This window comes from Photobacterium leiognathi (assembly GCF_030685535.1).
GTDB classification, from domain to species: domain Bacteria; phylum Pseudomonadota; class Gammaproteobacteria; order Enterobacterales; family Vibrionaceae; genus Photobacterium; species Photobacterium leiognathi.
In genome coordinates this window covers 1437240-1460301 of record NZ_CP131599.1, presented here as the reverse complement: position 1 = coordinate 1460301, position 23062 = coordinate 1437240, and the positions used below count along the sequence as shown (strand labels likewise).

The window sequence follows — 23062 nt, the reverse complement described above, 5'->3', positions numbered from 1 at the left end:
TTCAAAACCAAACGAGACTTCAAGGTTGCAATAGATCAATTTTTTACTGTGACTCTTCCAGAGATCGCAGGTTCGTTGATATCTCGAATTAATGATAACTTTCAGGTTCTAAAAACAGCATCTTCAAGTTGATTCGGTATATATACCCGGCTCTTTATTCTCTACTTCTGTGTTTAAATAGTGTTGATAAAACTCGTTACTGGCAGAAATAATTCGGTCGTAATGGTTTTTAATATCATATTCAATCATATTAATATGTACATAGTTGTACAAGATCATGCAAAGCACAAAAATGATATTTAATGATAAAAAACGAATGATACTTTTCTTCATGGAAGTTAATACCAAATTTTACTATCTCTAATTTATAAAATTACGTGAATTATAGGTTTGAGGTATGAATAATCAAATTATCCAATCTAGTTGGATATATAATTAAGTATCTATTTATCAATCACTTACTGTTTGTGTTGTATTCATTTACACTTTTTTACAAAACATAGAAAGTATTAAAAAAGATTATGTTAAGAATTGTTTATTCCATGTGGTGTTTAATTACACGTTGTTTTATTTTTGTTTCTCTAATGTTTGATTGAATAAAAAAAGACCTGAAAACAAATTTAAGGTCTTTGGGTTTTAGTTAATAACTAAATTGATATGTCGTTTTGTAGTTGTATTGCTCTTGGGGGGAGAGGTAACAACTGGGTTGCTCCCATTCTGGGTGGTTAGGGGAATCGGGTAAAAACTGGGTTTCTAACGCCAATCCTGCGTAATCTTGATATTGCTTGCCATCACGAGCAGGAGTACCCGCTAACCAGTTGCCGCCATACAGTTGCACAGCTGGTTTATTGGTTTTTACCGTCATGGTGACTTTGTTATCAGGGGAAATTACTTCAGCAATAATCTCATTAGTATTTCTTGCTGGGTTTAATACGAAGCTATGATCGTAACCTTTAGCTTGTTGTTGCTGTTGATCTGTCAGTAAGTCTTTACTCAGTGTTTTGCTGATACGGAAATCAAAACTGGTATTTTCAACAGGTTGTGGCTTGTCGAGTGGTATACCAAGGCTATTGGTCGGCAAATAGTAGTCAGCATTAATACGTACTGTATGTGAGCGATTATCACCGTCCCAGCTCGCCCCTTGTAGATTAAAGTAACCGTGATTAGTTAAATTAACGGGTGTGGTTTTATCGGTATCAGCAAGGTAGTGAATGGTCACTTCATTGTTATTAGTTAAGGTATAACGCACCGCAACATTTAGAGTACCAGGAAAGCCCTGATCACCATCTTCAGAGACTAAGCTAAATAAAACGCTATCTTGGCTTTGCGCTACGATTTGCCAGCGACGTTGGTTAAAGCCATTTCCACCACCGTGAAGGCAATTACCATGTTGATTGGTTGATACTTGGTATGCTTGACCATCAATACTGAAGCGACCATTGGCAATGCGGTTAGCATATCGACCAACAGTTACACCCATGTAGCTTTGTTGGGCATAAAAATCAGCAAGGTTATCGACGCCTAATAACACTTCTCGTTGTTTGCTGCTGCTAAGGGGAAGGCAACAACTTAACCAAGTAGCACCAATGTCCATCAGCACGATACGCATTCCATGGCTATTAGTGAGTTCAATGACATTAGCTGGCTTGCCATCGTAGGCGAGCTGCTGAGTCATAGCGTGCATGAGTGGGCTTTGCATTGGTGCTCCTTACCTGTTTATTGGTTAGTGACTGAATGAATTAATTAAGCAATCTTGCCTGCGCCATCTTTAGCTTGGCAAACGTAAATTGACTCTTTTAATCCTGTTGCAGCTTGGTATTTCGCTTCAACGGCTGCTTTTACATCATCCACTAATGTTGGTGGAACAAGCGCGACAATACAGCCACCAAAGCCGCCGCCAGTCATACGTACACCGCCTTGTTCGCCAATCACGTCTTTCACGATGTTAACAAGGGTATCGACTTCAAATACTGTGATTTCAAAATCATCGCGCATAGAAGCATGAGATTGTGCCATTAGCTCAGCCATACGCTTCATATCGTGGTTACGTAAGGCTGTCGCAGCTTCAACGGTACGATCGTTTTCAGTGATCACATGGCGAGCACGTTTCGCTACTAGCTCATCCAGTTCGTGCGCTTTGGCATTAAATTGCTCAATGGTGACATCACGCAGTGCTTTGACACCAAAGATACGTGCGGCCTCTTCACATTGCTCACGACGGGTATTGTATTCGCTATCTACCAAGCCACGTTTTTTGTTGGAGTTGATGATCACAACTGCCATGTCTTCAGGCATGGATACCGCTTGGGTTTCTAGGCTACGGCAATCTAATAGCATCGCATGATTTTCACGACCTTCGGCAGAGATCATTTGATCCATGATGCCGCAGTTACAGCCTACGAATTGGTTTTCAGCTTGCTGACCATTTAAGGCGATGTCTGCTTGGCTGATCTCAAGGTTATAAAGCACCTTAAAGGTTTGACCAATCACCACTTCTAGTGCTGCAGATGAGCTTAATCCTGCTCCTTGAGGTACATTACCTGTTACTGCAATATCAGCACCCGTGAAAGTGAAGCCACGTTCAAGTAAACATTTCACTACGCCACGAATGTAGTTTGCCCACATCTTATCTTGTTGGAATTCGATAGGTTGGGTGAGATCAAATTCATCGGTGGCATTGTCATAATCAACCGATACCACACGGATGATGTTGTCAGTACGAGGCGCAGCAGCGACTACAGTTTGGTAGTTGATAGCACAAGGTAAAACGAAGCCATCGTTGTAGTCGGTATGCTCGCCAATCAGGTTTACACGGCCCGGTGCTTGGATCAGGTGGTTTGGTTGGTAGCCTAATACTGCGGTGAAGGCGTGTTTAACGTTTGAAATTAGATCTGACATAAAAAACTCTCACAAAATAGGGTAACTCATGCCGCTCTTATATCAGCAGCACAGTGTAAGTAAGCAATAACTTATTGTTGCTCTTTGTAGTGAATGTCGCTGAGATCACGTAGGCGTTGTGCTGCTTGCTCGGCGGTTAAATCACGTTGGCTCTCGGCTAGCATTTCATAGCCGACCATGAATTTACGCACAGACGCACTACGGAGTAATGGCGGATAAAACAGCGCATGTAATTGCCAATGTTCAATGTCAGTGCCTTGCTCAAAGAAAGGGGCGTAATGCCAGCCCATAGAATAAGGGAAAGAGCATTGGAATAGATTGTCGTAACGGCTTGTCAGCTTTTTAATCGCTACCGCTAAATCGTCACGTTGCGCATCGGTGAGTTCACTCATACGACGAATATGTGTCTTTGGTAACAGCATGGTTTCAAATGGCCATGCAGCCCAGTAAGGGACTAGCGCAACCCAATGTTCGGTTTCAACCACAATGCGTGAACCGTCTTTCAGTTCGGCTTCAACGTAGTCGACCAATAGGTTGCGACCATTTTCTTGGTAATACGCCTTTAGGTTGTGTTCTTTACGTTCGATTTCATTCGGTAAAAAGCTATTTGCCCAAATTTGACCATGTGGGTGCGGTTGCGAGCAGCCCATGGTTTCACCTTTGTTCTCAAAAGCTTGTACCCAAATGTAATCTTTACCTAGCTCTTCAATTTGATCGTTCCAGGTATCAATCACACCGCGAATTTTTTCAACAGGTAGCTCTGGTAAGGTTTTGCTGTGATCGGGAGAGAAACAGATCACACGACTTAAACCACGAACCCCTTGGGTTTTAAATAGCGGATTAGTCGATTGTGGCGCTTCTGGAGAATCCACCATTAGCGCGGCAAAATCATTACTAAACACATACGTGCCTTGGTAATCAGGGTTTTTATCGCCAGAAATACGCTCGTTCGTTGGACAAAGGAAACACTGCTCGTCATAGCTTGGTAGTTGCTCGGTTGATGGCTTTTCATCTTGACCACTCCAAGGACGTTTAGCACGGTGTGGCGAGACTAAAATCCATTGACCCGTCAGTGGGTTATAACGGCGATGTGGATGATCAACAGGGTTAAATTCAACTGCAGACATGTGTTTTACTCTCTTAATTAATAACCGTTAGGATTGTTTGATTGCCAGTTCCAGGTATCGACTGTCATCTCTTTTACGCTGCGCGTCGCTTTCCAATTGAGATCACGTTCAGCTTTGTCTGTGCTTGCCCAACACTCTGCAATATCACCTGCACGACGAGGACAAAGAATGTAAGGCACTTGATTGCCACACGCTTTAGCAAAGGCGTCGACCATTTCTAATACGCTAGAGCCTTTACCTGTGCCGAGGTTGTAGATATGCAATCCTGCTTTTTCACGAAGAACATTGAGTGCTGCGATGTGACCATCAGCCAGATCCATGACGTGAATGTAGTCACGAACACCTGTGCCATCCGGGGTTGGGTAATCGTTACCAAAAATAGATAACCGATCACGGCGACCAATCGCCACTTGAGCAATAAATGGCATTAGGTTATTAGGGATCCCTTGTGGATCTTCTCCCATAGTGCCGGAAGGGTGTGCGCCTACTGGGTTGAAGTAACGTAGTAGAGTGATACTCCAATCGTTTTCTGCATGGAATAGATCTTTAAAGCACTCTTCCACCATGTATTTGCTTCGACCATAAGGGTTGGTAGTCACCCCAGTTGGCGAGTCTTCAGTGATAGGTACTATTTCCGGATCGCCATATACGGTTGCTGATGAGCTAAAGACAATGCTTTTCACGCCAGCTTTACGCATCGCACGAGCTAATACTAAAGAGCCATTAACATTGTTGTCGTAGTATTCCAGTGGTTTTTCGACCGACTCCCCCACAGCTTTTAAGCCAGCAAAGTGGATCACCGCTTTAATATCGTGTTTGGCGAAGACACTATCGAGAAACGCCTCATCTTGGACGTTACCTTGGTGAAACACAGGCATTACACCTGTTAATGCTTCGATACGTGCCAATACACCGATTTTGGCATTGGATAAGTTATCGATAATGACAGGAGTGATCCCTGCTTGGATCATTTGTACGCATGTGTGGCTGCCGATGTATCCCATGCCGTCGGTGACTAAAACTTCCACTATTTTCGCCTCTGCTTAATTTGGGGAGAGGAGATCCGCGTGTGGCGTATCTCGACCTTCTGCAAAAAAGTCTACCAATGAAGTGAGCTTACGATCTGTGATCAATTCGGCAATGTGTAAACGTTTACAATTTTAATTTGTAGAATGTGAGCGATGAAAGCGAGAGATAAAACCAATGAACATTTATAACTTATTGAATTTATTTGCTATATTTTATTTTGTATTAACTTTATAGATTTTTAGTGTAATGTAACAATTTTTACTAAAATCTTCAGGCACAATACATAACAGTAATAAAAAGTGTTATTTTCAAAATATCTCACTAGGATAGTGAGCTAAGTTGATGGGAAGCAAAGTAAGTATGGCGACATTAAAAGACATAGCTAATGAAGCAGGGGTTTCTCTTGCAACGGTATCGCGTGTGCTCAACGACGATCCGTCATTAAGCGTAAAAGAAGAGACTAAACAACGCATTTTTGAAATTGCTGAAAAACTCGAATACAAAACCAGTAGTTCAAAAAAAGCCGTAGTTGAGAAAAAACAACAGCATTGCTTTGTGGCACTTTATAGCCATAAGCAAGAAGCGGAAGTGAATGATCCTTATTATCTTTCTATTCGCCATGGGATTGAGACCCAATGCGATAAGCTCGATATTGATTTGCTCAACTGTTACGACGGTAAGTTTGATGCCCATGATACAACGATTTCAGGGATACTGATTGTTGGACGATGTTCAGATAAGTTATTGAAAGAGTTATCAAAGAAAACAGATAATATCTGCTTTGTGGATTTTTCAGATAATTCAGAACGTTACGACAGCGTAGATATTGACCTTGAAAGGATCAGTAAACAAATTGTCGATTTCTTTATTGAGCAAGGCTATCCACGTATTGGTTTTATAGGTGGACAAGATCAGGCAAATACCGCTGATATTCGTGAAATTGCGTTTTCTGAATACGGTCAGTTAAAAGGCGTTGTAGATAATAAAGACATTTATCGCGGTGATTTTTCTAGTGCTTCTGGTTATGAACTAGCTAAGCAGATGTTTGCTAATGGTGATTATCCCAGCGCGTTATTTATTGCTTCTGATTCTATTGCCATTGGCGTCCTACGTGCGATCCATGAGCAAGGATTGGCTATTCCAGAAGATATTGCGCTGATCAGTGTCAATGATATACCGACGGCTAAATTTACTTTCCCTTCACTGTCTACCGTGCGTATTCACGCTGAAATGATGGGGATCCAAGGGGTGAATTTGCTGGTAGAAAAGGCACGAGATGGTCGAATTCTGCCACTACAAGTCTATGTACCAAGTAAGTTAAAGCTGCGTGGTACTACTAAATAGGATCAAATAAGTATTTATAAGGCACTGTTTTTACAGTGCCTTTTTATTTTCTGTGAAAAGCGTTGCGTTATTTACACTGTTTTCTTTCTGTTATCTTACCTTCTGCCACTTCCTTTAAGCCGATCACAGGATTGGTTTAAATCCCCTCGTAAAATGTGACTCGCTTAATGTAAAACGTTTTCACTAATTTATTTTAGTAAAACTTTTACTAAACTCATTCCCAACAGATTTATCGTCATTATCACGATTGATCACAGATTAAAAAAACGTCGGTTTGAGCCGGGAGGCATAACGTGAACAACTGGGAAAATTTCCAACATCTGCATGAGAACCGCATGGCACCACGTGCTTATTTCTTCTCATACGATTCAGTTAAGCAAGCAGCGACTTTTCAACGTGAACTAAGTAGCCGTTTTATGCTGCTTAGTAGTCAGTGGCAATTTGAATACTTTTTAAATCCATTATTAGTACCAGAAGAATTTTACAGCCAGCCAATGACGCAGTGGGGACAAATCACGGTTCCTAACATGTGGCAAATGGAAGGTCATGGCGATCTTCAATACACAGATGAAGGTTTCCCGTTCCCAATTGATGTACCGTTTGTGCCATCTGATAACCCAACTGGCGCTTACCAACGCACATTTACATTAGGTGCGGATTGGAACGACAAACAAACCATTATCAAGTTTGACGGTGTTGAAACCTACTTTGAAGTGTATGTGAACGGTCAATATGTTGGCTTTAGTAAAGGTAGCCGTTTAACCGCAGAATTTGATATCAGCGCATTCGTGCAGCAAGGCAATAACTTACTGTCTGTTCGTGTGATGCAGTGGGCGGATTCTACTTACATTGAAGATCAGGACATGTGGTGGACTGCGGGTATTTTCCGTGATGTTTACCTTGTGGGTAAAGAGCAGTTACACGTGCGTGATATTACGGTACGTACTGACTTTGATAGCGCATACCAAAACGCCACATTAAGCTGTGATGTTGAGTTAGAAAACTTAACGGCAAGCGCACAAACTGCATTGGTTGAATACCAATTAATGGATGGCACAACACTTATCGCTGAAGGCGCTGTGGCTGATCTTTATGTTGCTGATAGTGCTAATGCGCAGTTTGCTATTGATGTGACAGCGCCAGTGCAATGGAACGCTGAAAACCCATACCTTTACCAACTACTACTGACGCTAAAAGACAGCCAAGGCAATGTATTGGAAGTGATCCCGCAGCGTGTTGGTTTCCGTGACATTAAAGTGCGTGATGGTCTGTTCTACATCAACAACAAATACGTGATGCTACACGGTGTGAACCGCCACGATAACGATCATCTTAAAGGTCGTGCGATGGGTATGGATCGTGTGGAAAAAGATTTAGTGCTAATGAAACAGCACAACATTAACTCTGTACGTACGGCTCACTATCCAAATGATCCACGTTTCTACGAGTTATGTGACATTTACGGTCTGTTTGTAATGGCGGAAACCGATGTGGAAACACACGGCTTTGCTAACGTCGGCGATTTAAGCCGTATTACCGATGACGCTGAATGGGAAACTGTGTTTGTTGATCGTGCTGTGCGTCATGTTCACGCTCAGAAAAACCATCCGTCAATCATTATGTGGTCTATGGGTAATGAATCAGGCTACGGCTGTAACATTCGTGCTATGTATGCGGCAACTAAAGTGATTGATGACACTCGCTTAGTGCATTACGAAGAAGATCGTGACGCTGAAGTGGTGGATGTGATCTCTACGATGTACTCACGTGCGCAATTGATGAATCACTTTGGTGAATTCCCACATGCGAAACCTCGCATTATCTGTGAATACGCCCACGCAATGGGTAACGGTCCTGGTGGTTTAACGGAATACCAAAACGTGTTCTACAAGCACGATCATATTCAAGGTCACTACGTATGGGAATGGTGTGATCACGGCATTCTAGCTCGTGATGAAAACGGCACTGAATTCTATAAATACGGCGGTGATTACAACGATTACCCGAATAATTACAACTTCTGTATGGATGGTTTGATTTACCCAGATCAAACACCAGGCCCTGGCTTGAAAGAATATAAGCAAGTGATTGCGCCAGTGAAAATCCGTGAAGTGGATGCGAAACAAGGTCAATTCATGGTTGAGAATAAATTGTGGTTCTCGAACATTGATGATTACACCATTACCGTAGAAGTGCGTGCTGAAGGTGAAACCTTATCCGTTGAGCAGATCAAACTAATGGATCTGGCTGAAAACTCAGAGCGGATGATCACACTAGCGTGGCCTGAGCTTGATGAGCGTGAAGTGTTTGTTAATTTCACTGTGCGTAAAGATTCTCGCACTCGTTACAGTGCAGCAAACCATGATATTGCGGTTTACCAGTTCGAGCTAAAAGCGAATACCGCACAGTTGGAAAGCTTTGTTAATCACAATGCGACTGAATTAGCGATTGAAGAAACACGCTTAGATTATGTGGTGAAAGGTTATAACTTTGCGCTTAACTTCTCGAAAGTGAACGGTAAGTTAACGTCATGGTTAGTTGATGGTAAAGAGTTGATTCAATCTTCGCCTAAGCTGAATTTCTTTAAACCAATGATCGATAACCACAAGCAAGAATATGAAGGTCTGTGGCATCCGGCTCACTTGCAAATCATGCAAGAGCACTTCCGTAGCCTTAATGTGGAAATGATCGATGGTAAGTGTGAAATCACTGTCACTAGCATTATTTCACCGCCAGTGTTTGATTTTGGTATGCGTTGTCATTACCGCTACCAAGTCAATGCACAAGGTCAGTTAAATGTGGAATTAAGTGGTGAGCGTTACGGTGACTACCCACATGTGATCCCAGTGATTGGTTTGGATTTGGGCATTAATGGCGAGTTTGATCAGGTGCAATACTACGGTCGTGGGCCTGAAGAAAATTACCAAGATAGTCGCCAAGCTAACATGATTGATGTCTACAGCACCACGGTTGCCGACATGTTTGAAAACTACCCGTTCCCACAAAATAACGGTAACCGCCAGCACGTTCGTTGGGCTGCATTGGCTGATAAACATGGCACAGGTGTATTAGTGAAACCACAGCAAGAAATAAACTTCAGTGCATGGTTCTACACTAACCAAAACCTTCACCAAGCACAGCATACCCATGAGCTTGAGAAGAGTGGTTACATCACTCTAAACCTAGATCACCAAGTAATGGGCTTAGGCTCTAACTCTTGGGGTAGTGAAGTGCTGGATTCATACCGTGTGTACATGGATAGTTTCCGTTACGGTTTAACGATTCTGCCATTTACAGCTGGCGATTGCCGACCACAAGCATTGGCAAATCATGACTTTGACTCAGCATTTTTCACAACAACGGCTCCACAAACGAATAAGGCGTAATCCATGATCGTATTAGATAGCTTAGCGCAATTTAAATTGGTGTACCGCAATGGACGTAAATGGAACCGTTGTGTAGAAGCCATTGAAAATATTGAAAACATCCAAGAGGGTATGATGCATTCGATTGGTGATTCACTGGTGTACATGGTGCAAAACGGTGTGACACCAACCAATGGTATTTTTACTGGTAACCGTCGTTACTTTGATGTGCATTACTACCTTGAAGGCAGTGAGCAAGTGGAAGTGGCGGAGAAAGCACAATTAACCACAGAAGTGGCTTACCAAGATGAAACAGACCGTGAAACCTTGGTGGGTAGTGGTGAAGTCATTGCGTTATCAGAAGGGCAAATTGCGATTTTTGAAAACGACAAAGCGTACCGTTTCTTAGGTGAAAACCCAGTAAGAAAAGTGGTGCTAAAAGTGACCATCGAAGATGGCTACTTCTTGAATAAATAGTTCCAAGCAAGCGTAACAATCAGGCTCACAGTGTGGGCCTGAACTTTTGATATTTAAATTCATGAGATTGGCAACGAGTCCCATGAATAGTTTGTTTTTTTGGGGTAAACATGACGGAAGCAACACGAGGTACGATAGGCAAATTTGCCTTATTGTCGATGACATTCGCAGCGGTATTCAACGTTCGTAATATCGTTAACAACAATATCGAATTAGGACTAAGCTCTGCGCCAATCTTTTTATTGGCAACCATGATCTATTTCATTCCTTTCGTATTCATTATCGCTGAATTTGTATCGGCGAATAAAAACTCAGAATCAGGCATGTACGATTGGCTAAAGCAGCCTTTAGGTACCAAAATGGCGTACATGGGCTCATTCCTGTACTGGTTCGTTAACCTATTTTTCTTTATTTCATTACTGCCAAACGTGATCGCTTATGCTTCATACGCCATGATGGGGTATGAGTACAGCTTCTCGCCAATCGTCACGTCAGTAATTTCGATTGTGTTATTTGCCGCTGCCACCCATATTTCAACCAAGGGTGCATCATGGTTAGGCAAGATCACCGAAGTGGTGGCTTATGGTGTGTTCTCACTGTTTGCTATTTACGTCGTTGGTGCACTGCTTGCGCTGGGTAGCGATCATCAGCCAGCACAACCGATCACATTAGAAGCGATGAAGCCAACCATTAATTGGGCGACATTAGGCATCATGTGTTGGATTTTCCAAGCGGCGGGTGGCGCAGAAACCGCTGCAGCATACCTTAACGATGTGAAAGGTGGTCATAAGTCATTTATTAAGGTGATCATCGTTGCGGGTATCGTGATTGGTGGTATGTATGCCCTTGGCTCATTACTTGTGAACGTATTCGTGGCACGTGAAGATTTAACTTATGCTGGTGGTATGGTTGAGATCTTCACCGGTATGGGTAACTACTTTAATATTTCGGAAGCATTAGTCGGTCGTTTTGTCGGTATCGTGCTATTCATTGCCATGTTTGGCTCAATGATGATGTGGACAGCAGCACCTGTGAAAATCCACTTTTCTGAAATTCCGAAAGGTGTTTACGGTGAGAAAACCACAGAGCTAAACGAGCATGGTGTACCAGTACGTGCAGCATGGTGGCAGTTTGCGTTTGTGTTTGCGATGTTAGTAGTGAACGGTTTTGGCTCTGAGTCTGTACAGCAGATGATGAACACTGCGATTAACTTAACTGCTGGTACGGCAATGTTACCGCCAATTCTTATCATGATCGCTTACTTTGTTTTCCGCTGGAAGCATGATGATACGCCTCGTGATTTCCGCATGGGCTCGCAAAAAGTGGGTATGACTGTTGTCTCTATTCTTATCGTGATTTTCGTGGTGAGTATGACAGCATCTGCGTTCCCTCCTGGTGTTGATTTAGTGCGTGCGTTCTTTATTAACGTCTTTATGACGGCGGTATTCTCAGGTCTTGCTTGGTGGTGGATCTCTCGCTTTGAGAAGAAACAAAAAGGCATTATTAAAGCAGATGAAAAGAAGCCAACAGTCGCAACACAGCACTAAGTTTTATCGCTAAATAAGCTAAGTAAATAAATAGATAAGCCGTTCATTTTATATGAGCGGCTTTTTTATTTTTTGAAAAAATAGAGGTTTGTTTTACTTATGAGGAGTTATTTTTTACTGATAGTTGAGATTTATTTAAGGGCGAGAAAATAAATAACAGCAAAATAAAGAGTGATACGCAAATAACAGATATTAATGACTGTGATATGGCTCATAAAATACTACAAAAGTTTGGGTGTTAAGTTGTTACCTTACGCTTTGATATCGTTACGAATGTTACATAAGTGATTTATTGTTAAATAATATTTTTAGAACGAATATCACAATGAGAATTATAACTTGGGGAGAAGATCTACTTTTATATTTAATAAGTGGAAAGAGATAAATAGATAAGCAATGGTTGTCATTTAATTATGTGAAATTACTTCAAAAATATAAATGATATTATTCTTTATACTTGTATCTAATTGTTACACGGTATTCCTAAGCTGAATTTTAGTAAAATTATATCTGTGATTTACTTCAATTTTACTCTTGGTTTTTATCCTTAATATTCCTTCCGCTTACAGAGTAATACCTAAAATACTCTGCTCCTAAAAATACAATAACAATCCTAATTCCAACGTGGAATGTCTCTTTATATTGAAGGTGTAACAATGACGAATAATCCAATAGTAACTAAGAAAACATTACTTGCCGCAGTGATCGGCTCTTTATTATTGACCGCTGGCTGTAATAGTGATGATTCGTCTAGTTCATCGTCTGAAGAGAAAAAGAAACCAGAATTAGCCCTGCAGTTTAAAGACATTATTGATCGCACAGGTACGCCAAAACACCTTGCCGAAGTGGGGGCGGGTAACCACATGGCTTACACACCACTGCATGATGATGGTGCATGGCATGGTCACTTATTACCAGATCTAGAAGCTGATCCAGAAAGCAAAGGTGGCTTTGGTGTTACCGCGATTGCTGAAGAGTACAACACATCAGTAGCTGAGTATTTCGATAAGTTATCGATTCTAAAAGATGGTAAACCTGTTGATTTTAAAGCAGTGGCTTACAGTATTCCTGGCGCGTTGATTCAAACATTAACCGCAGATGATATTCGTGTTGAGATGACACTGCAGTTTGTCTCTTCTCGCTCATCATTAGTTGAAACCGTGATCACTAATAACAGTGGTGAAGATCTGACCCTATTGTGGGACGGTAAATTAGTTGAAGGCTTCTACGCCAAAGATGGCGTTGAAAACCCTGAATCTTACGCAGCAACAGTGGCAGAAGAATTACCCGATTTAACCCGCACATTAACGACAGATGATCACGGTGATATTGCATTGCAGTTTGGTAAAGAGCGTGATTCATGGTGGGTGAGAACTCGTGGTGATTCAGCCTTTAATATCGAGCGTAGTGTTGCCGCGAAAACCACGGTACAAGGTTTAGAGTATCAATCTGAATCAGAGATTGGTGATGAGCAAGAAACCAAGATCTATATCGTCTTTAGCCACACTTTAACAGCGGATGAGTGGAAAAAAGAGCAACCTGTTGTTGCCGATATTCTGAAAAATCCAATTAAATACATGAACGCAACCACGGCACGTTGGGAAAATTACTTAAGTCATGGCTTAGTTAATGATAATGCAACGGCAGATCAAGAGCGTGTTGCGGTGAAAGCGATTGAAACCTTAACCTGCAACTGGCGCAGCCCAGCAGGTATGGTAAGCCATGATACGGTAACCCCATCAGTAACTGCACGTTGGTTCTCTGGCAACTTAACTTGGCCGTGGGATACATGGAAACAAGCGTATGCAATGGCGCATTTCAATCCTGATCTAGCGATGGAAAATATTCGCACAGTGTTTGAACACCAAGTTCAGGCTGATGATGTGTTACGTCCATACGATCAAGGTTACTTGCTTGATGTGGTTGGTATGAATATGTCTCAGCAACGTGGTGATGCATTGGGCTTAACCGAGTTTAATGATGCACAAACATGGAATGAGCGTAATACCAAACCATCACTCGCGTCATGGGCGGTATGGGAAGTTTACACCGCGCTAAAAGATAAATATAACCGTCCAACTGATGCTAAAGCATGGCTTGAAGAAATGTACCCGCAGTTAGTGGCTTACCATGACTGGTGGTTAGCGGCACGTGATACTAACAGCAACGGCATTCCTGAATACGGTGCGGCAGTGGATCCTGAGCACACGAAAGATGGTCAGCTTATCTACAAATATAAGAAAGAAGGCGATACTGAATGGCAAGTGGCTTATGGTATTGATAATTACAATGCACTGTTAGAGTCGGGTAATTATGTTGATATTAGCAGCCCAGCACAAACGGCTGCGTCGTGGGAATCAGGTCGTGATGATGCAGCGGTATTTGGTTTTATCGACACCATTGCTGATACGCAAGGGCTGAGTGATGTTGAAGAAATTGAAACCATTGATCAGCTAGGTCGTTATGCAAAAGACAGATACGGTTTTGATAATAGCTACGTGATTAACGATGGCAAGGTTGCTTACAGTGATAATTCACCAACTAACATGGCTGAATTGAATAAAGCGAAAAAAGATTGGCAGGTGAAGTTTAGTGAGAACAAAGATGCGTCTGGTGAAGTGATTGGTTACTCACTGATGCAAGAGTCGGTTGACCAAGCTTCATACTGGTACAGCGATAACAAGTATCTTGCTCAAATTGCTGGGGTATTAGGCCATAGCGAGGCCGCTGAAACCTTTACGCAAAAAGCCAAAGAGACGAAGGACTACATTAATAAATGTATGTTTGATACAGCCACAGGTTTCTACTACGACATCAGTATTGATAGCGCTGAAGCGAAAGTATTAAACAACGGTTGTGCGGGTAAACCGATTGTTGAGCGTGGCATGGGAGCTGAAGGTTGGTCACCATTATTTAATGGTGCTGCAACAGAAGCGACAGCTAAAGCGGTCGTGGATAATATGATGAATACCAGCAAGTTTAATACGACAGTGCCACTGGGTACGGCATCGGCTGATAACCCAGCTTATGGTGCTGATATTTACTGGCGTGGTCGTGTATGGGTTGATCAGTTCTACTTTGGTGTAAAAGGCATGGCTAACTATGGCTACACTACCGAAGCTAACGAGATGGTCAATAAGCTCTTTACTAATGCTGAAGGTTTAACTAAACAACTTCCGATTCAGGAAAATTACAACCCTGAAACCGGGGCGGTACAGGGCGCAAATAACTTCTCATGGAGTTCTGCTCACCTTTACATGCTATACAACGACTTTTTGAAATAAGTTGTTCAGTGAAAAGTTAATTTAACTCAGCATTAATCCCCCTAATGCTGATAACTCCAACGCCAATACATAGAATGTATTGGCGTTTTTTATATCAAAACGGTGAGAACTTTATCTTGTTCTATTACCTGTCAGGATAAAAACAGCTTATCCATTCATAATACAACGCGTGAATATATTGCTTTGACCTTTTTTCGACATGGGTGCAGTTATCGTACATCTTCTATATTTACTAAAAGGTGAAAAGAAGATGGTATGAAAACGTCATTGTTCATTAGCTGAATCTTTGTTTGCATTTAAGATATAAAGCAATTTATATAGTTATTGATTAATTGTATGAATTTATAGATATAATTCGCCGCCAAAATGGATCAGATTCGCCAAGGTTGGCATGACGTTATTTGTGAACTGGGATGCCAATGTTCACGACATACCAAACGATGACAAATACTCTTGGGAATAGACACATGAAATTTCGTTTAACGAGTGTGCTATATACGCTTTTAATCGCCTTGTTTTTTACGGCTATACAAAATATTGCGTTATGGCAACATATCACTGAATTATTTGAAGCCAATCCGCCAAATAGCCTCATTTTTGCTATATCTATTCCGATTTTTATTTGTGCGGCGTTAAATATTATTTTTACCTTACTTATTTGGCCTAAAGTATATCGTGTTTTGATCCCTGTACTTATTATTCTGTCGGCACTAGCGACTTATGGTATGTACAGTTATGGCATATTTTTCGATTATGGCATGATCGTTAATATTTTTGAGACCAATACCGGAGAGGCTACCAGTTACCTGTCGTTAGGAGGCGGTTTATGGTTGCTGGCTATAGGGATCATTCCTGCGATCATTTTTACTGCGATGAAAGTGCAATTTAAGCCGTTTTTTAAAGAGTTACTGTCAAAATTTGGCTCGATTGTTATTTCATTGCTGGTGATTGGTTTAATTGCGGCTGGCTATTACAAAGATTACGCCTCATTGGTGCGTAACCACTCTGAAATTAAGGCGCTCATTAACCCCACTAACTATTTATCTGCGACTTATCGTTATGCGCAGTACCAGTTAATTGAAGCGAAAATGCCGTTTAAACACATTGGCACTGATGCGGTTAATGAACACGCTGCTATCACCGCAAAAACAGGTAAACCAAATGTGGTCGTGATGGTATTAGGTGAAGCGTCACGCTCAATGAACTACTCACTCAATGGTTATGATCGTGATACTAACCCTGAGCTTTCAAAACTAAACGTGATTAGCTTTAAAGATGTCAAATCTTGCGGTACAGCAACGGCAGCTTCTGTGCCTTGTATGTTCTCTGATATGACTAAAGCGAACTACAATCCAATCACCGCACGTCACCAAGATGGCGTATTAGATGTGATGCATCATGCAGGCATTGATGTGTTATGGAAAGATAATGATGGTGGTTGTAAAGGGGCATGTGATCGTATTAAACATGTTGAAATGAGTGCTGAAATTGATCCTAGCTTGTGTCATAACGACTCTTGCTACGATCAGATCTTATTAAAAGGTCTACAGCAATACATAGATGATGCGAAGCAAGATACCTTTATTGTGTTACATGTTATCGGTAGCCATGGTCCGACTTATGATGATCGTTACCCAGAAAAATTTAAGGTGTTTACCCCAACCTGTGATACAAGTGATTTGCAAAATTGCACTCAGCAGCAGGTAAAGAACACCTACGATAACACCATTGTCTATACCGACTATATCTTGAGCCAAGTGATTGATATGTTGAAGAAAGACGATCATCATGCCAATACAGCGATGTTCTATATGGCAGATCACGGTGAATCATTAGGTGAAGATGGGGTCTATCTTCATGGTTTACCTTATGCGATAGCACCAAAAGAGCAAACCACAGTGCCATTGATTTTATGGCTATCGCCTGAATATCAGAAAAGCCAGCACATTAACCGTGCTTGTTTAGAAAAAGAAGCACAAGCTGGTGGATATTCTCAAGATAACCTATTCCATTCGCTACTTGGTATGATGGATGTAAAAACCAAGGTTTATGAACCTAAACTAGATATATTTTCACAATGTCGTAGTATTAGCGCCCATTAATGAAATGCTAGCTAACAGATTATAAATAGAGAGAAAAATAATAATGAAACCGGGTGCGACGGGAATTACTCGAATTATTAATGCTGCAGGTTATTCTGTTCAAGGACTGAAAGCTGCATGGATAAATGAGGCTGCATTTCGCCAAGAATCAGTGCTATTAGTGTTAATGACTGCGATTAGCTTTTTCTTACCCGTAACAGGGGTAGAGCGAGTTATCATGATCGCTTCATTGTTGTTAGTCATGATTGTTGAGTTAATTAACTCAGCCATTGAGGCGGTGGTTGATCGTATCGGTCCTGAGCATCATGAGTTAAGCGGTCGAGCGAAAGACATTGGCTCAGCCGCAGTATTTGTTGCGATGGCACTGGTTGTTGTGGTGTGGGGCGGGATCTTAATTAGCTAGCGACGATACTCAATAATAAAAGAGAACACCTAAAGCAATGCCAGAGTGAAAGCTCTGGCATTTTTGTATTTCTATGTGCTTTATCGTTTATTTTATATCTGCTTTCTTATGAGTTAATGCCCATAGGTGCAGCATATCGGTTGCAATTGTTGCTGCTGCAAGGGATGTCATATCAGCGTGATCGTAAGACGGTGCTACTTCAACCACATCCATACCAACTAGGTTAATACCTTCTAGCGCACGGATAATTTTCAGTGCTTTATCAGATGTTAAACCACCACACACTGGCGTACCTGTACCTGGTGCGAACGCAGGATCTAAACAGTCAATATCAAAGGTTAAGTACACAGGCATATCACCCACTTTTTCTTTGATAGTTGAAACGATTTGCTCAACCGACCAATCATTAGCGGTACCAGCATCAATCACGTTAAAGCCTAGGCTGTCACAGTGATCGGTACGAATACCAATTTGTACTGAGTGGTGAGGGTCAATTAGACCTTCTTTCGGTGCATGGTAGAACATGGTGCCGTGATCAAACTTACTGCCTTGAGCATAAGTGTCAGTGTGAGCATCAAAGTGGATCAATGCCATTTTACCGAACTGCTTGGCGTGAGCACGAAGCAGCGGCAGGGTCACAAAGTGATCGCCACCAAAGCTTAACATTGCCTTACCTTGTTCTAATAGGCTTGTTGCGTGTGCTTCTAGACGCTCACACATTTGTGCTGCATCACCACAATCAAACACTAAGTCACCACAATCAGCGACTTTAATGGTGTTAAATAAGTTAAATTTCCACGGCCAGCGTTTACCTTCCCATGCTAGGTTAGTTGAAATTTGGCGAATCGCGCCTGGTCCCATGCGACTACCAGAACGACCAGTGGTTGCCATATCAAATGGAATACCAGTGATCACCACATCAGCATCAGACTCCATTGGGGCGAAGTTGAGTGGTTGACGTAAAAAACCAAACGCATTTGCGTATAGTGAGTAATCTGGGTAGTTAGCTAATGTTGCCATGGTTATCTCCAACAACAATCTTGGGCAAAGCCCTGTTAAGACGTCCTATCACGCCGAGTTGACGTGATAGGAACCTTATTCAGTCTATAAATTAATTAGATAGCACGAACATCTTCGAGGTAAGTGTAACCTTCTAGACCTTCAGCCAACTCTTGTAAAATCGCATCACGCTCGTGATCTGCTAAGTGTTGCTCTGCCATTGCTTGGTATTGGCGTAAGAATGCTTTTGAGTCCAAATGCACGTAACGCAACACATCACCGACACTGTCACCACGATCAATTTTTTCAATTTCATAGCCGCCTTCGGCACGGGTACGTACCACAGCGGTATCGGTATCACCAAATAGGTTATGCATGTCACCTAAGATTTCTTGGTATGCTCCGACCATGAAGAAACCAATGCGGTAAGGCTCTTCTGCTGACCATGTTGGAACGGGCAGCGTTGTTTCAATACCTTGGCTTTCTACATACTGGTCGATAGCACCGTCAGAATCACAGGTGATATCTAAAATAATCGCACGACGTTCAGGTGCTTTATCCAAGTTGCTTAGAGGCAATACAGGGAAGATTTGATCAATACCCCATGCATCAGGCAAGGATTGGAACAGTGAAAAGTTGACGAAGAACTTATCTGCTAAACGCTCATGCAACTCATCTAAAATCGGGCGGTGAGCTCGGTTTTTATCTGAGAGCTTTTTCTGTAATTCGTAGCATAGGCGTAAGCTAACTTGCTCTGCCCACGCACGGTCGATAAAGCTGATCATGCCAACTCCAAATAGAGCATGCACTTCGGCTAAATCGCTTTGGTTGTCGTGATAGATCTCAACTAACGAGCGTTGATCGGAATGCTCAGAGAGCTCTTTCCACGACATCCACATGTTTTGTAGCACTTGTGGTGCATCTTCCGCAGGTGCACTAATGCTTTCTGGTTTATAGCTTTCAATACCAACCACATCAGTGATAAGTACTGCGTGGTGTGCAGTTAAGTTACGACCTGATTCTGAAATAATGCGCGGCATTGGCATTTCGTATTCAGTACAAATATCACCTAACACATAAACAATGTTGTTGGCGTATTCATTAATACTGTAGTTCATCGAACAACTGCTTTGGCAACGTGTACCTTCATAGTCGACAGCTAAACCACCACCAACGTCTACAGTTGTAATACCTGCTCCGAGTTTTTTCAATTCTGCGTAAACGCGACCTGCGTCACCTACGCCGCTACGTACGTCACGAATATTGGCAATTTGTGAGCCCAGATGAAAGTGCAGTAATTGCAAGCAACCTAGCATATTACGCTGGCGTAATTCATCTACCACAGTTAAAACCTGAGATGCCGATAATCCAAACTTAGACTTTTCGCCACCACTGGCTTGCCATTTACCTTTACCTTGAGAGGCAAGACGAGCACGTAAACCAAGGCGAGGCGTTACACCTAACTCTTGTGCTTGCTCTAGAATAATTTTTAGCTCAGACAGCTTCTCAAGCACGATGTAAACTTCATGACCTAGCTTTTCACCAATTAATGCTAAGCGAATGTATTCTTTATCTTTATAGCCATTACACACAATCACTGAACTGGCTTCTTGTGCCATTGCCAACACAGCCATTAGCTCAGGTTTACTGCCTGCTTCTAAGCCTAATTGACGCTGTTGTTTAGCGTATTGGCTTTTTAGGATCTCGCTCACCACTTCTTCTTGTTGGTTTACTTTAATTGGGTAAACCGCCAAGTAATCACCTTGGTAACCATAGTTTTCGATAGCTTGGTTAAACACACTACATAAGCTATCTACACGGTGATGCATCACTTCAGGGAAACGAACCAGTACAGGCAACGAAGCACCTGCTGCAATCAGTTCATCTGCAAGTTGAGATAAACCAATGGTGTTCTCTGGGGCATTCACATTAGGGCGCGCAACAACCGAACCATCCTGTGCGATATCGAAGTAGTTTTGGCTCCAGTAAGGGGTGTTGTAAACGTCACGTGCGTTATTGATTGTCCACTCACTCATAGTCTTAATCCTTGTGAGGTATTGCTGCGTGTATTCAAGGCAAGCGAAAACCCTACAACACTGCAGAAAATATCAAATAAAATAAAAGGTTATGGCTACTGGCTTTAATGCCAGGATATAAAAGGCACGGTAATAAAAATAGCGAGGTGCGAAAAAGCACAGCTAGGTTTAATTACGCATAACTGGGACTATCCGAGTTAGTTTCATCATTATTACTAATGAACATGCGTGTCGTTCGTCTAGATTGGTGTGGTCTGATTTTGTTGGCTGCGTTGTCGCATACTTTATTCAGGCTAGAGAAAGCCTGTAGGTATAGTGCTGCGAATAATTTCATTGTCATTTCCGAACAGGTCGTGCTAATACAGGCACGGTATGACATAACGTAAAAAATGGTTAAACCATCTCAGTCTACACCTCAAACCATTTAAGAGGGTGCTTGGCGATTAGACAATTGAATGGCGTTTACTGCAATCAAAAAAGACTTGTCGTAACCATAAGAAAAATTAGCCATTCTTGTTTATAACAGCTTAAATTGTCGGTAGGTGACACAGTGATAAAAAACGGTGATTTTTATTTTTGTGATCTAGGCAGTATAATGCAGCAAAATACCTCTTGTGGTGTCCGCCATTGAGAGCATTCGTTGTGAGTAGGCAGCCTCATTATTGTCTATTGATGACTACAATAAATAACAAAGTCCGTTGATGAAATAGTCATTATTTATGGCGGCTTTGATGTAATTTTTATATTTAGTTTTTGTATTTAAGAGTAAATCACTCTTATTGGAAGGAGTAACCTGTGGCAGGTGCAAGTTTATTAACCTTGTTAGATGATATCGCGACTGTATTAGATGACGTTGCTGTTATGACTAAAGTCGCAGCACGTAAAACAGCGGGTGTGTTAGGCGATGATTTAGCATTAAATGCTCAACAGGTGACGGGAGTACGAGCTGAGCGTGAGCTTCCGGTAGTGTGGGGAGTGGCAAAAGGCTCATTTAAAAATAAGCTAATATTGGTACCTGCAGCATTGCTTATTAGTGTGGTAGCACCTTGGTTGATCCAACCGATGTTACTGCTTGGTGGTCTATTCCTTTGTTTTGAAGGGGTAGAGAAAATTATCGAGAAGTTCTTCCACACTGAAGCGAAAGCAGAAGATAAAGTAGAAGCGCTAGCAAACAGTAATATTGATCCAGCAACATACGAAAAAGAGAAAATAAAAGGGGCGGTGCGTACCGATTTTGTACTATCAGCAGAAATCATTGTAATTACATTAGGTGTAGTACAAGACCACCCATTCTTTACCCAAGCGGTTGTTGTGAGTGTGATTGCTGCAGTTATGACGGCGGGCGTATATGGTCTAGTTGCGGGTATCGTAAAGTTGGATGATGCTGGCTTATATTTGGTTAATCACAATGAGAAAGCCAGTTTGAAACACCGCTTTGGTACCATGCTGGTAAATCTTGCACCTTATCTAATGAAGTTCTTAGCGGTTGTCGGAACGATTGCAATGTTCCTTGTTGGTGGTGGTATTGTGGTTCATACCTTGCCACATTCACACCAAATCGTAGAGCAAATTACACATGCTGTAAGCTTCCCTGGTTCAGCATCGATCTTACCGCCATTATTTAATGGTATTGTTGGTGTGATTGCAGGTGCCGTGGTTGTTGCTGTGGTAACAGGGATTAACAAAATCCGTGGTAAATCACACTAACCTGAGTATTAAAAAATCACCATGAATAAGAAGTCAGCATTTTGTGCTGGCTTTTTTTTGTGCCAAAATTAGGTAATGCATTGTTTTGCTTTATCTATTCAGTGTGGATACAGGGTTTGTGAGCAAAATGTTAAATTAAAGTCCAAACTTATAGCGTTGTAGCAAATAGATTGCTTTATTGACGGAGGTTCCATTGAAAAAGTTTACAGTAGCATCTTTATGTCTTGTCGCGGCACTGGGTGTGTCTGGTTGTGCTCAAAACCCATATGGTAATGCTTATGATGTCGGTGAGGCGCGTACAGTTCAAAATGTATTAACAGGAACCATTACCAAATTAGATGCTGTTACGATGAGTGGTGGCGGTGAAAGTACCATTGGTACCATTGCTGGTGGTGCTGTAGGTGCCATTCTAGGTTCAAAAATTGGTGGCGGTAGTGGTTCTGACATTGCAGCAATTGGCGGTGGTTTAGCTGGTGCTGCTTTAGGTAATAAAGCGGGTGATGCCATTAGTCAGCGTAATGGTGTGAATATTGTGATTAAACTTGATAGTGGTAGAACCATTGCTGTCGTGCAGGAAGTTGATCCAAATATGATCTTCCGCGTTGGTCAGCGTGTTGATATTTATCAGCAAGGTAGTACGACACGAGTTGTACCTGCTAATTAAGTTTAAATATAGTGAATAATAAAGGCAGCGTTGGCCTGTCTCTTATACACAAATCCCTAAGCCAATGCTTGGGGATTTTT

15 protein-coding genes and 1 pseudogene are annotated in these 23062 nt (G+C 41.8%); 10 read left to right on the top strand and 6 right to left on the bottom strand.

Features of this window, described 5'->3' with window-relative positions; all coding sequences use genetic code 11:
* Nucleotides 1-132, top strand: a pseudogene (locus tag Q7674_RS06720) (IS630 family transposase); the annotation flags it as partial.
* Between the two features lie 508 nt (nt 133-640).
* On the opposite strand, the gene galM reads toward Q7674_RS06720, so the two are convergent.
* The 4 genes from galM to galE form a co-directional block, all read right to left on the bottom strand.
* Nucleotides 641-1699 carry a galactose-1-epimerase gene (gene galM / locus Q7674_RS06715; protein WP_107229703.1) on the bottom strand — a complete coding sequence of 353 codons (1059 nt, stop codon included), beginning with the start codon at nt 1697-1699 and terminating at the stop codon, nt 641-643.
* 44 nt (nt 1700-1743) lie between these two features.
* Nucleotides 1744-2898: a galactokinase gene (galK, locus tag Q7674_RS06710; RefSeq protein WP_045066070.1), complete on the bottom strand. Its 1155-nt coding sequence runs from the start codon at nt 2896-2898 to the stop codon at nt 1744-1746.
* Between the two features lie 71 nt (nt 2899-2969).
* Entirely contained in the window at nt 2970-4025 is a 1056-nt protein-coding gene (locus Q7674_RS06705) for a UDP-glucose--hexose-1-phosphate uridylyltransferase (protein WP_045066072.1), read from the bottom strand.
* Between the two features lie 17 nt (nt 4026-4042).
* The gene (gene galE, locus Q7674_RS06700) at nt 4043-5053 is read right to left on the bottom strand and encodes a UDP-glucose 4-epimerase GalE (RefSeq protein ID WP_305422147.1); all 1011 of its coding nucleotides are present in this window, start codon (nt 5051-5053) and stop codon (nt 4043-4045) included.
* Between the two features lie 361 nt (nt 5054-5414).
* Here galE and ebgR point away from each other — a divergent pair, with 361 nt between their 5' ends.
* From ebgR to Q7674_RS06665, 7 genes are all read left to right on the top strand, one after another.
* Entirely contained in the window at nt 5415-6398 is a 984-nt protein-coding gene (gene ebgR, locus Q7674_RS06695; RefSeq protein ID WP_045066075.1) for a transcriptional regulator EbgR, read from the top strand.
* A 293-nt stretch (nt 6399-6691) separates the two neighbouring features.
* Nucleotides 6692-9784 (top strand): beta-galactosidase subunit alpha, encoded by a 3093-nt coding sequence (gene ebgA / locus Q7674_RS06690; RefSeq protein WP_045066076.1) that lies wholly within the window; start codon nt 6692-6694, stop codon nt 9782-9784.
* Between the two features lie 3 nt (nt 9785-9787).
* The gene (locus Q7674_RS06685) at nt 9788-10240 is read left to right on the top strand and encodes a beta-galactosidase subunit beta (RefSeq protein ID WP_023935425.1); all 453 of its coding nucleotides are present in this window, start codon (nt 9788-9790) and stop codon (nt 10238-10240) included.
* Nucleotides 10241-10350: 110 nt separating this feature from the next.
* Nucleotides 10351-11787, top strand: coding sequence for an amino acid permease (locus Q7674_RS06680; protein WP_023935423.1), 1437 nt, complete (start codon nt 10351-10353; stop codon nt 11785-11787).
* A 656-nt stretch (nt 11788-12443) separates the two neighbouring features.
* Nucleotides 12444-15071: an alpha-glucosidase gene (ygjK, locus tag Q7674_RS06675; protein ID WP_305422143.1), complete on the top strand. Its 2628-nt coding sequence runs from the start codon at nt 12444-12446 to the stop codon at nt 15069-15071.
* A 467-nt stretch (nt 15072-15538) separates the two neighbouring features.
* Entirely contained in the window at nt 15539-17173 is a 1635-nt protein-coding gene (gene eptA, locus Q7674_RS06670; protein ID WP_045066080.1) for a phosphoethanolamine transferase EptA, read from the top strand.
* A gap of 43 nt (nt 17174-17216) precedes the next feature.
* Complete coding sequence (locus tag Q7674_RS06665; protein ID WP_023935417.1) at nt 17217-17576, top strand: diacylglycerol kinase; 360 nt, start codon at nt 17217-17219, stop codon at nt 17574-17576.
* Nucleotides 17577-17663: 87 nt separating this feature from the next.
* Here the strand turns inward: Q7674_RS06665 and speB are convergent, their stop codons facing one another.
* Both speB and speA read right to left on the bottom strand, forming a co-directional pair.
* The gene (gene speB, locus Q7674_RS06660) at nt 17664-18596 is read right to left on the bottom strand and encodes an agmatinase (RefSeq protein ID WP_305422140.1); all 933 of its coding nucleotides are present in this window, start codon (nt 18594-18596) and stop codon (nt 17664-17666) included.
* 95 nt (nt 18597-18691) lie between these two features.
* Nucleotides 18692-20611, bottom strand: coding sequence for a biosynthetic arginine decarboxylase (gene speA / locus Q7674_RS06655; protein WP_045066082.1), 1920 nt, complete (start codon nt 20609-20611; stop codon nt 18692-18694).
* 795 nt (nt 20612-21406) lie between these two features.
* Here speA and Q7674_RS06650 point away from each other — a divergent pair.
* Together Q7674_RS06650 and Q7674_RS06645 are read left to right on the top strand one after the other, a co-directional pair.
* On the top strand, nt 21407-22318 hold the full coding sequence (locus Q7674_RS06650; RefSeq protein ID WP_045066084.1) for a DUF808 domain-containing protein: 912 nt from the start codon (nt 21407-21409) through the stop codon (nt 22316-22318).
* Between the two features lie 193 nt (nt 22319-22511).
* Nucleotides 22512-22982 (top strand): outer membrane lipoprotein, encoded by a 471-nt coding sequence (locus tag Q7674_RS06645; RefSeq protein WP_008988696.1) that lies wholly within the window; start codon nt 22512-22514, stop codon nt 22980-22982.
* The last annotated feature ends 80 nt before the right edge of the window (nt 22983-23062 follow it).

What these genes read in the sequence shown, in the direction of transcription:
- galK (WP_045066070.1), bottom strand. Translation starts at nt 2,898, where the DNA reads ATGTCAGATCTAATTTCAAACGTTAAACACGCCTTCACCGCAGTATTA.
- Q7674_RS06665 (WP_023935417.1), top strand. Translation starts at nt 17,217, where the DNA reads ATGAAACCGGGTGCGACGGGAATTACTCGAATTATTAATGCTGCAGGT.
- ygjK (WP_305422143.1), top strand. Translation starts at nt 12,444, where the DNA reads ATGACGAATAATCCAATAGTAACTAAGAAAACATTACTTGCCGCAGTG.
- eptA (WP_045066080.1), top strand. Translation starts at nt 15,539, where the DNA reads ATGAAATTTCGTTTAACGAGTGTGCTATATACGCTTTTAATCGCCTTG.
- galM (WP_107229703.1), bottom strand. Translation starts at nt 1,699, where the DNA reads ATGCAAAGCCCACTCATGCACGCTATGACTCAGCAGCTCGCCTACGAT.
- speB (WP_305422140.1), bottom strand. Translation starts at nt 18,596, where the DNA reads ATGGCAACATTAGCTAACTACCCAGATTACTCACTATACGCAAATGCG.
- Q7674_RS06685 (WP_023935425.1), top strand. Translation starts at nt 9,788, where the DNA reads ATGATCGTATTAGATAGCTTAGCGCAATTTAAATTGGTGTACCGCAAT.
- speA (WP_045066082.1), bottom strand. Translation starts at nt 20,611, where the DNA reads ATGAGTGAGTGGACAATCAATAACGCACGTGACGTTTACAACACCCCT.
- Q7674_RS06705 (WP_045066072.1), bottom strand. Translation starts at nt 4,025, where the DNA reads ATGTCTGCAGTTGAATTTAACCCTGTTGATCATCCACATCGCCGTTAT.
- Q7674_RS06680 (WP_023935423.1), top strand. Translation starts at nt 10,351, where the DNA reads ATGACGGAAGCAACACGAGGTACGATAGGCAAATTTGCCTTATTGTCG.
- ebgR (WP_045066075.1), top strand. Translation starts at nt 5,415, where the DNA reads ATGGCGACATTAAAAGACATAGCTAATGAAGCAGGGGTTTCTCTTGCA.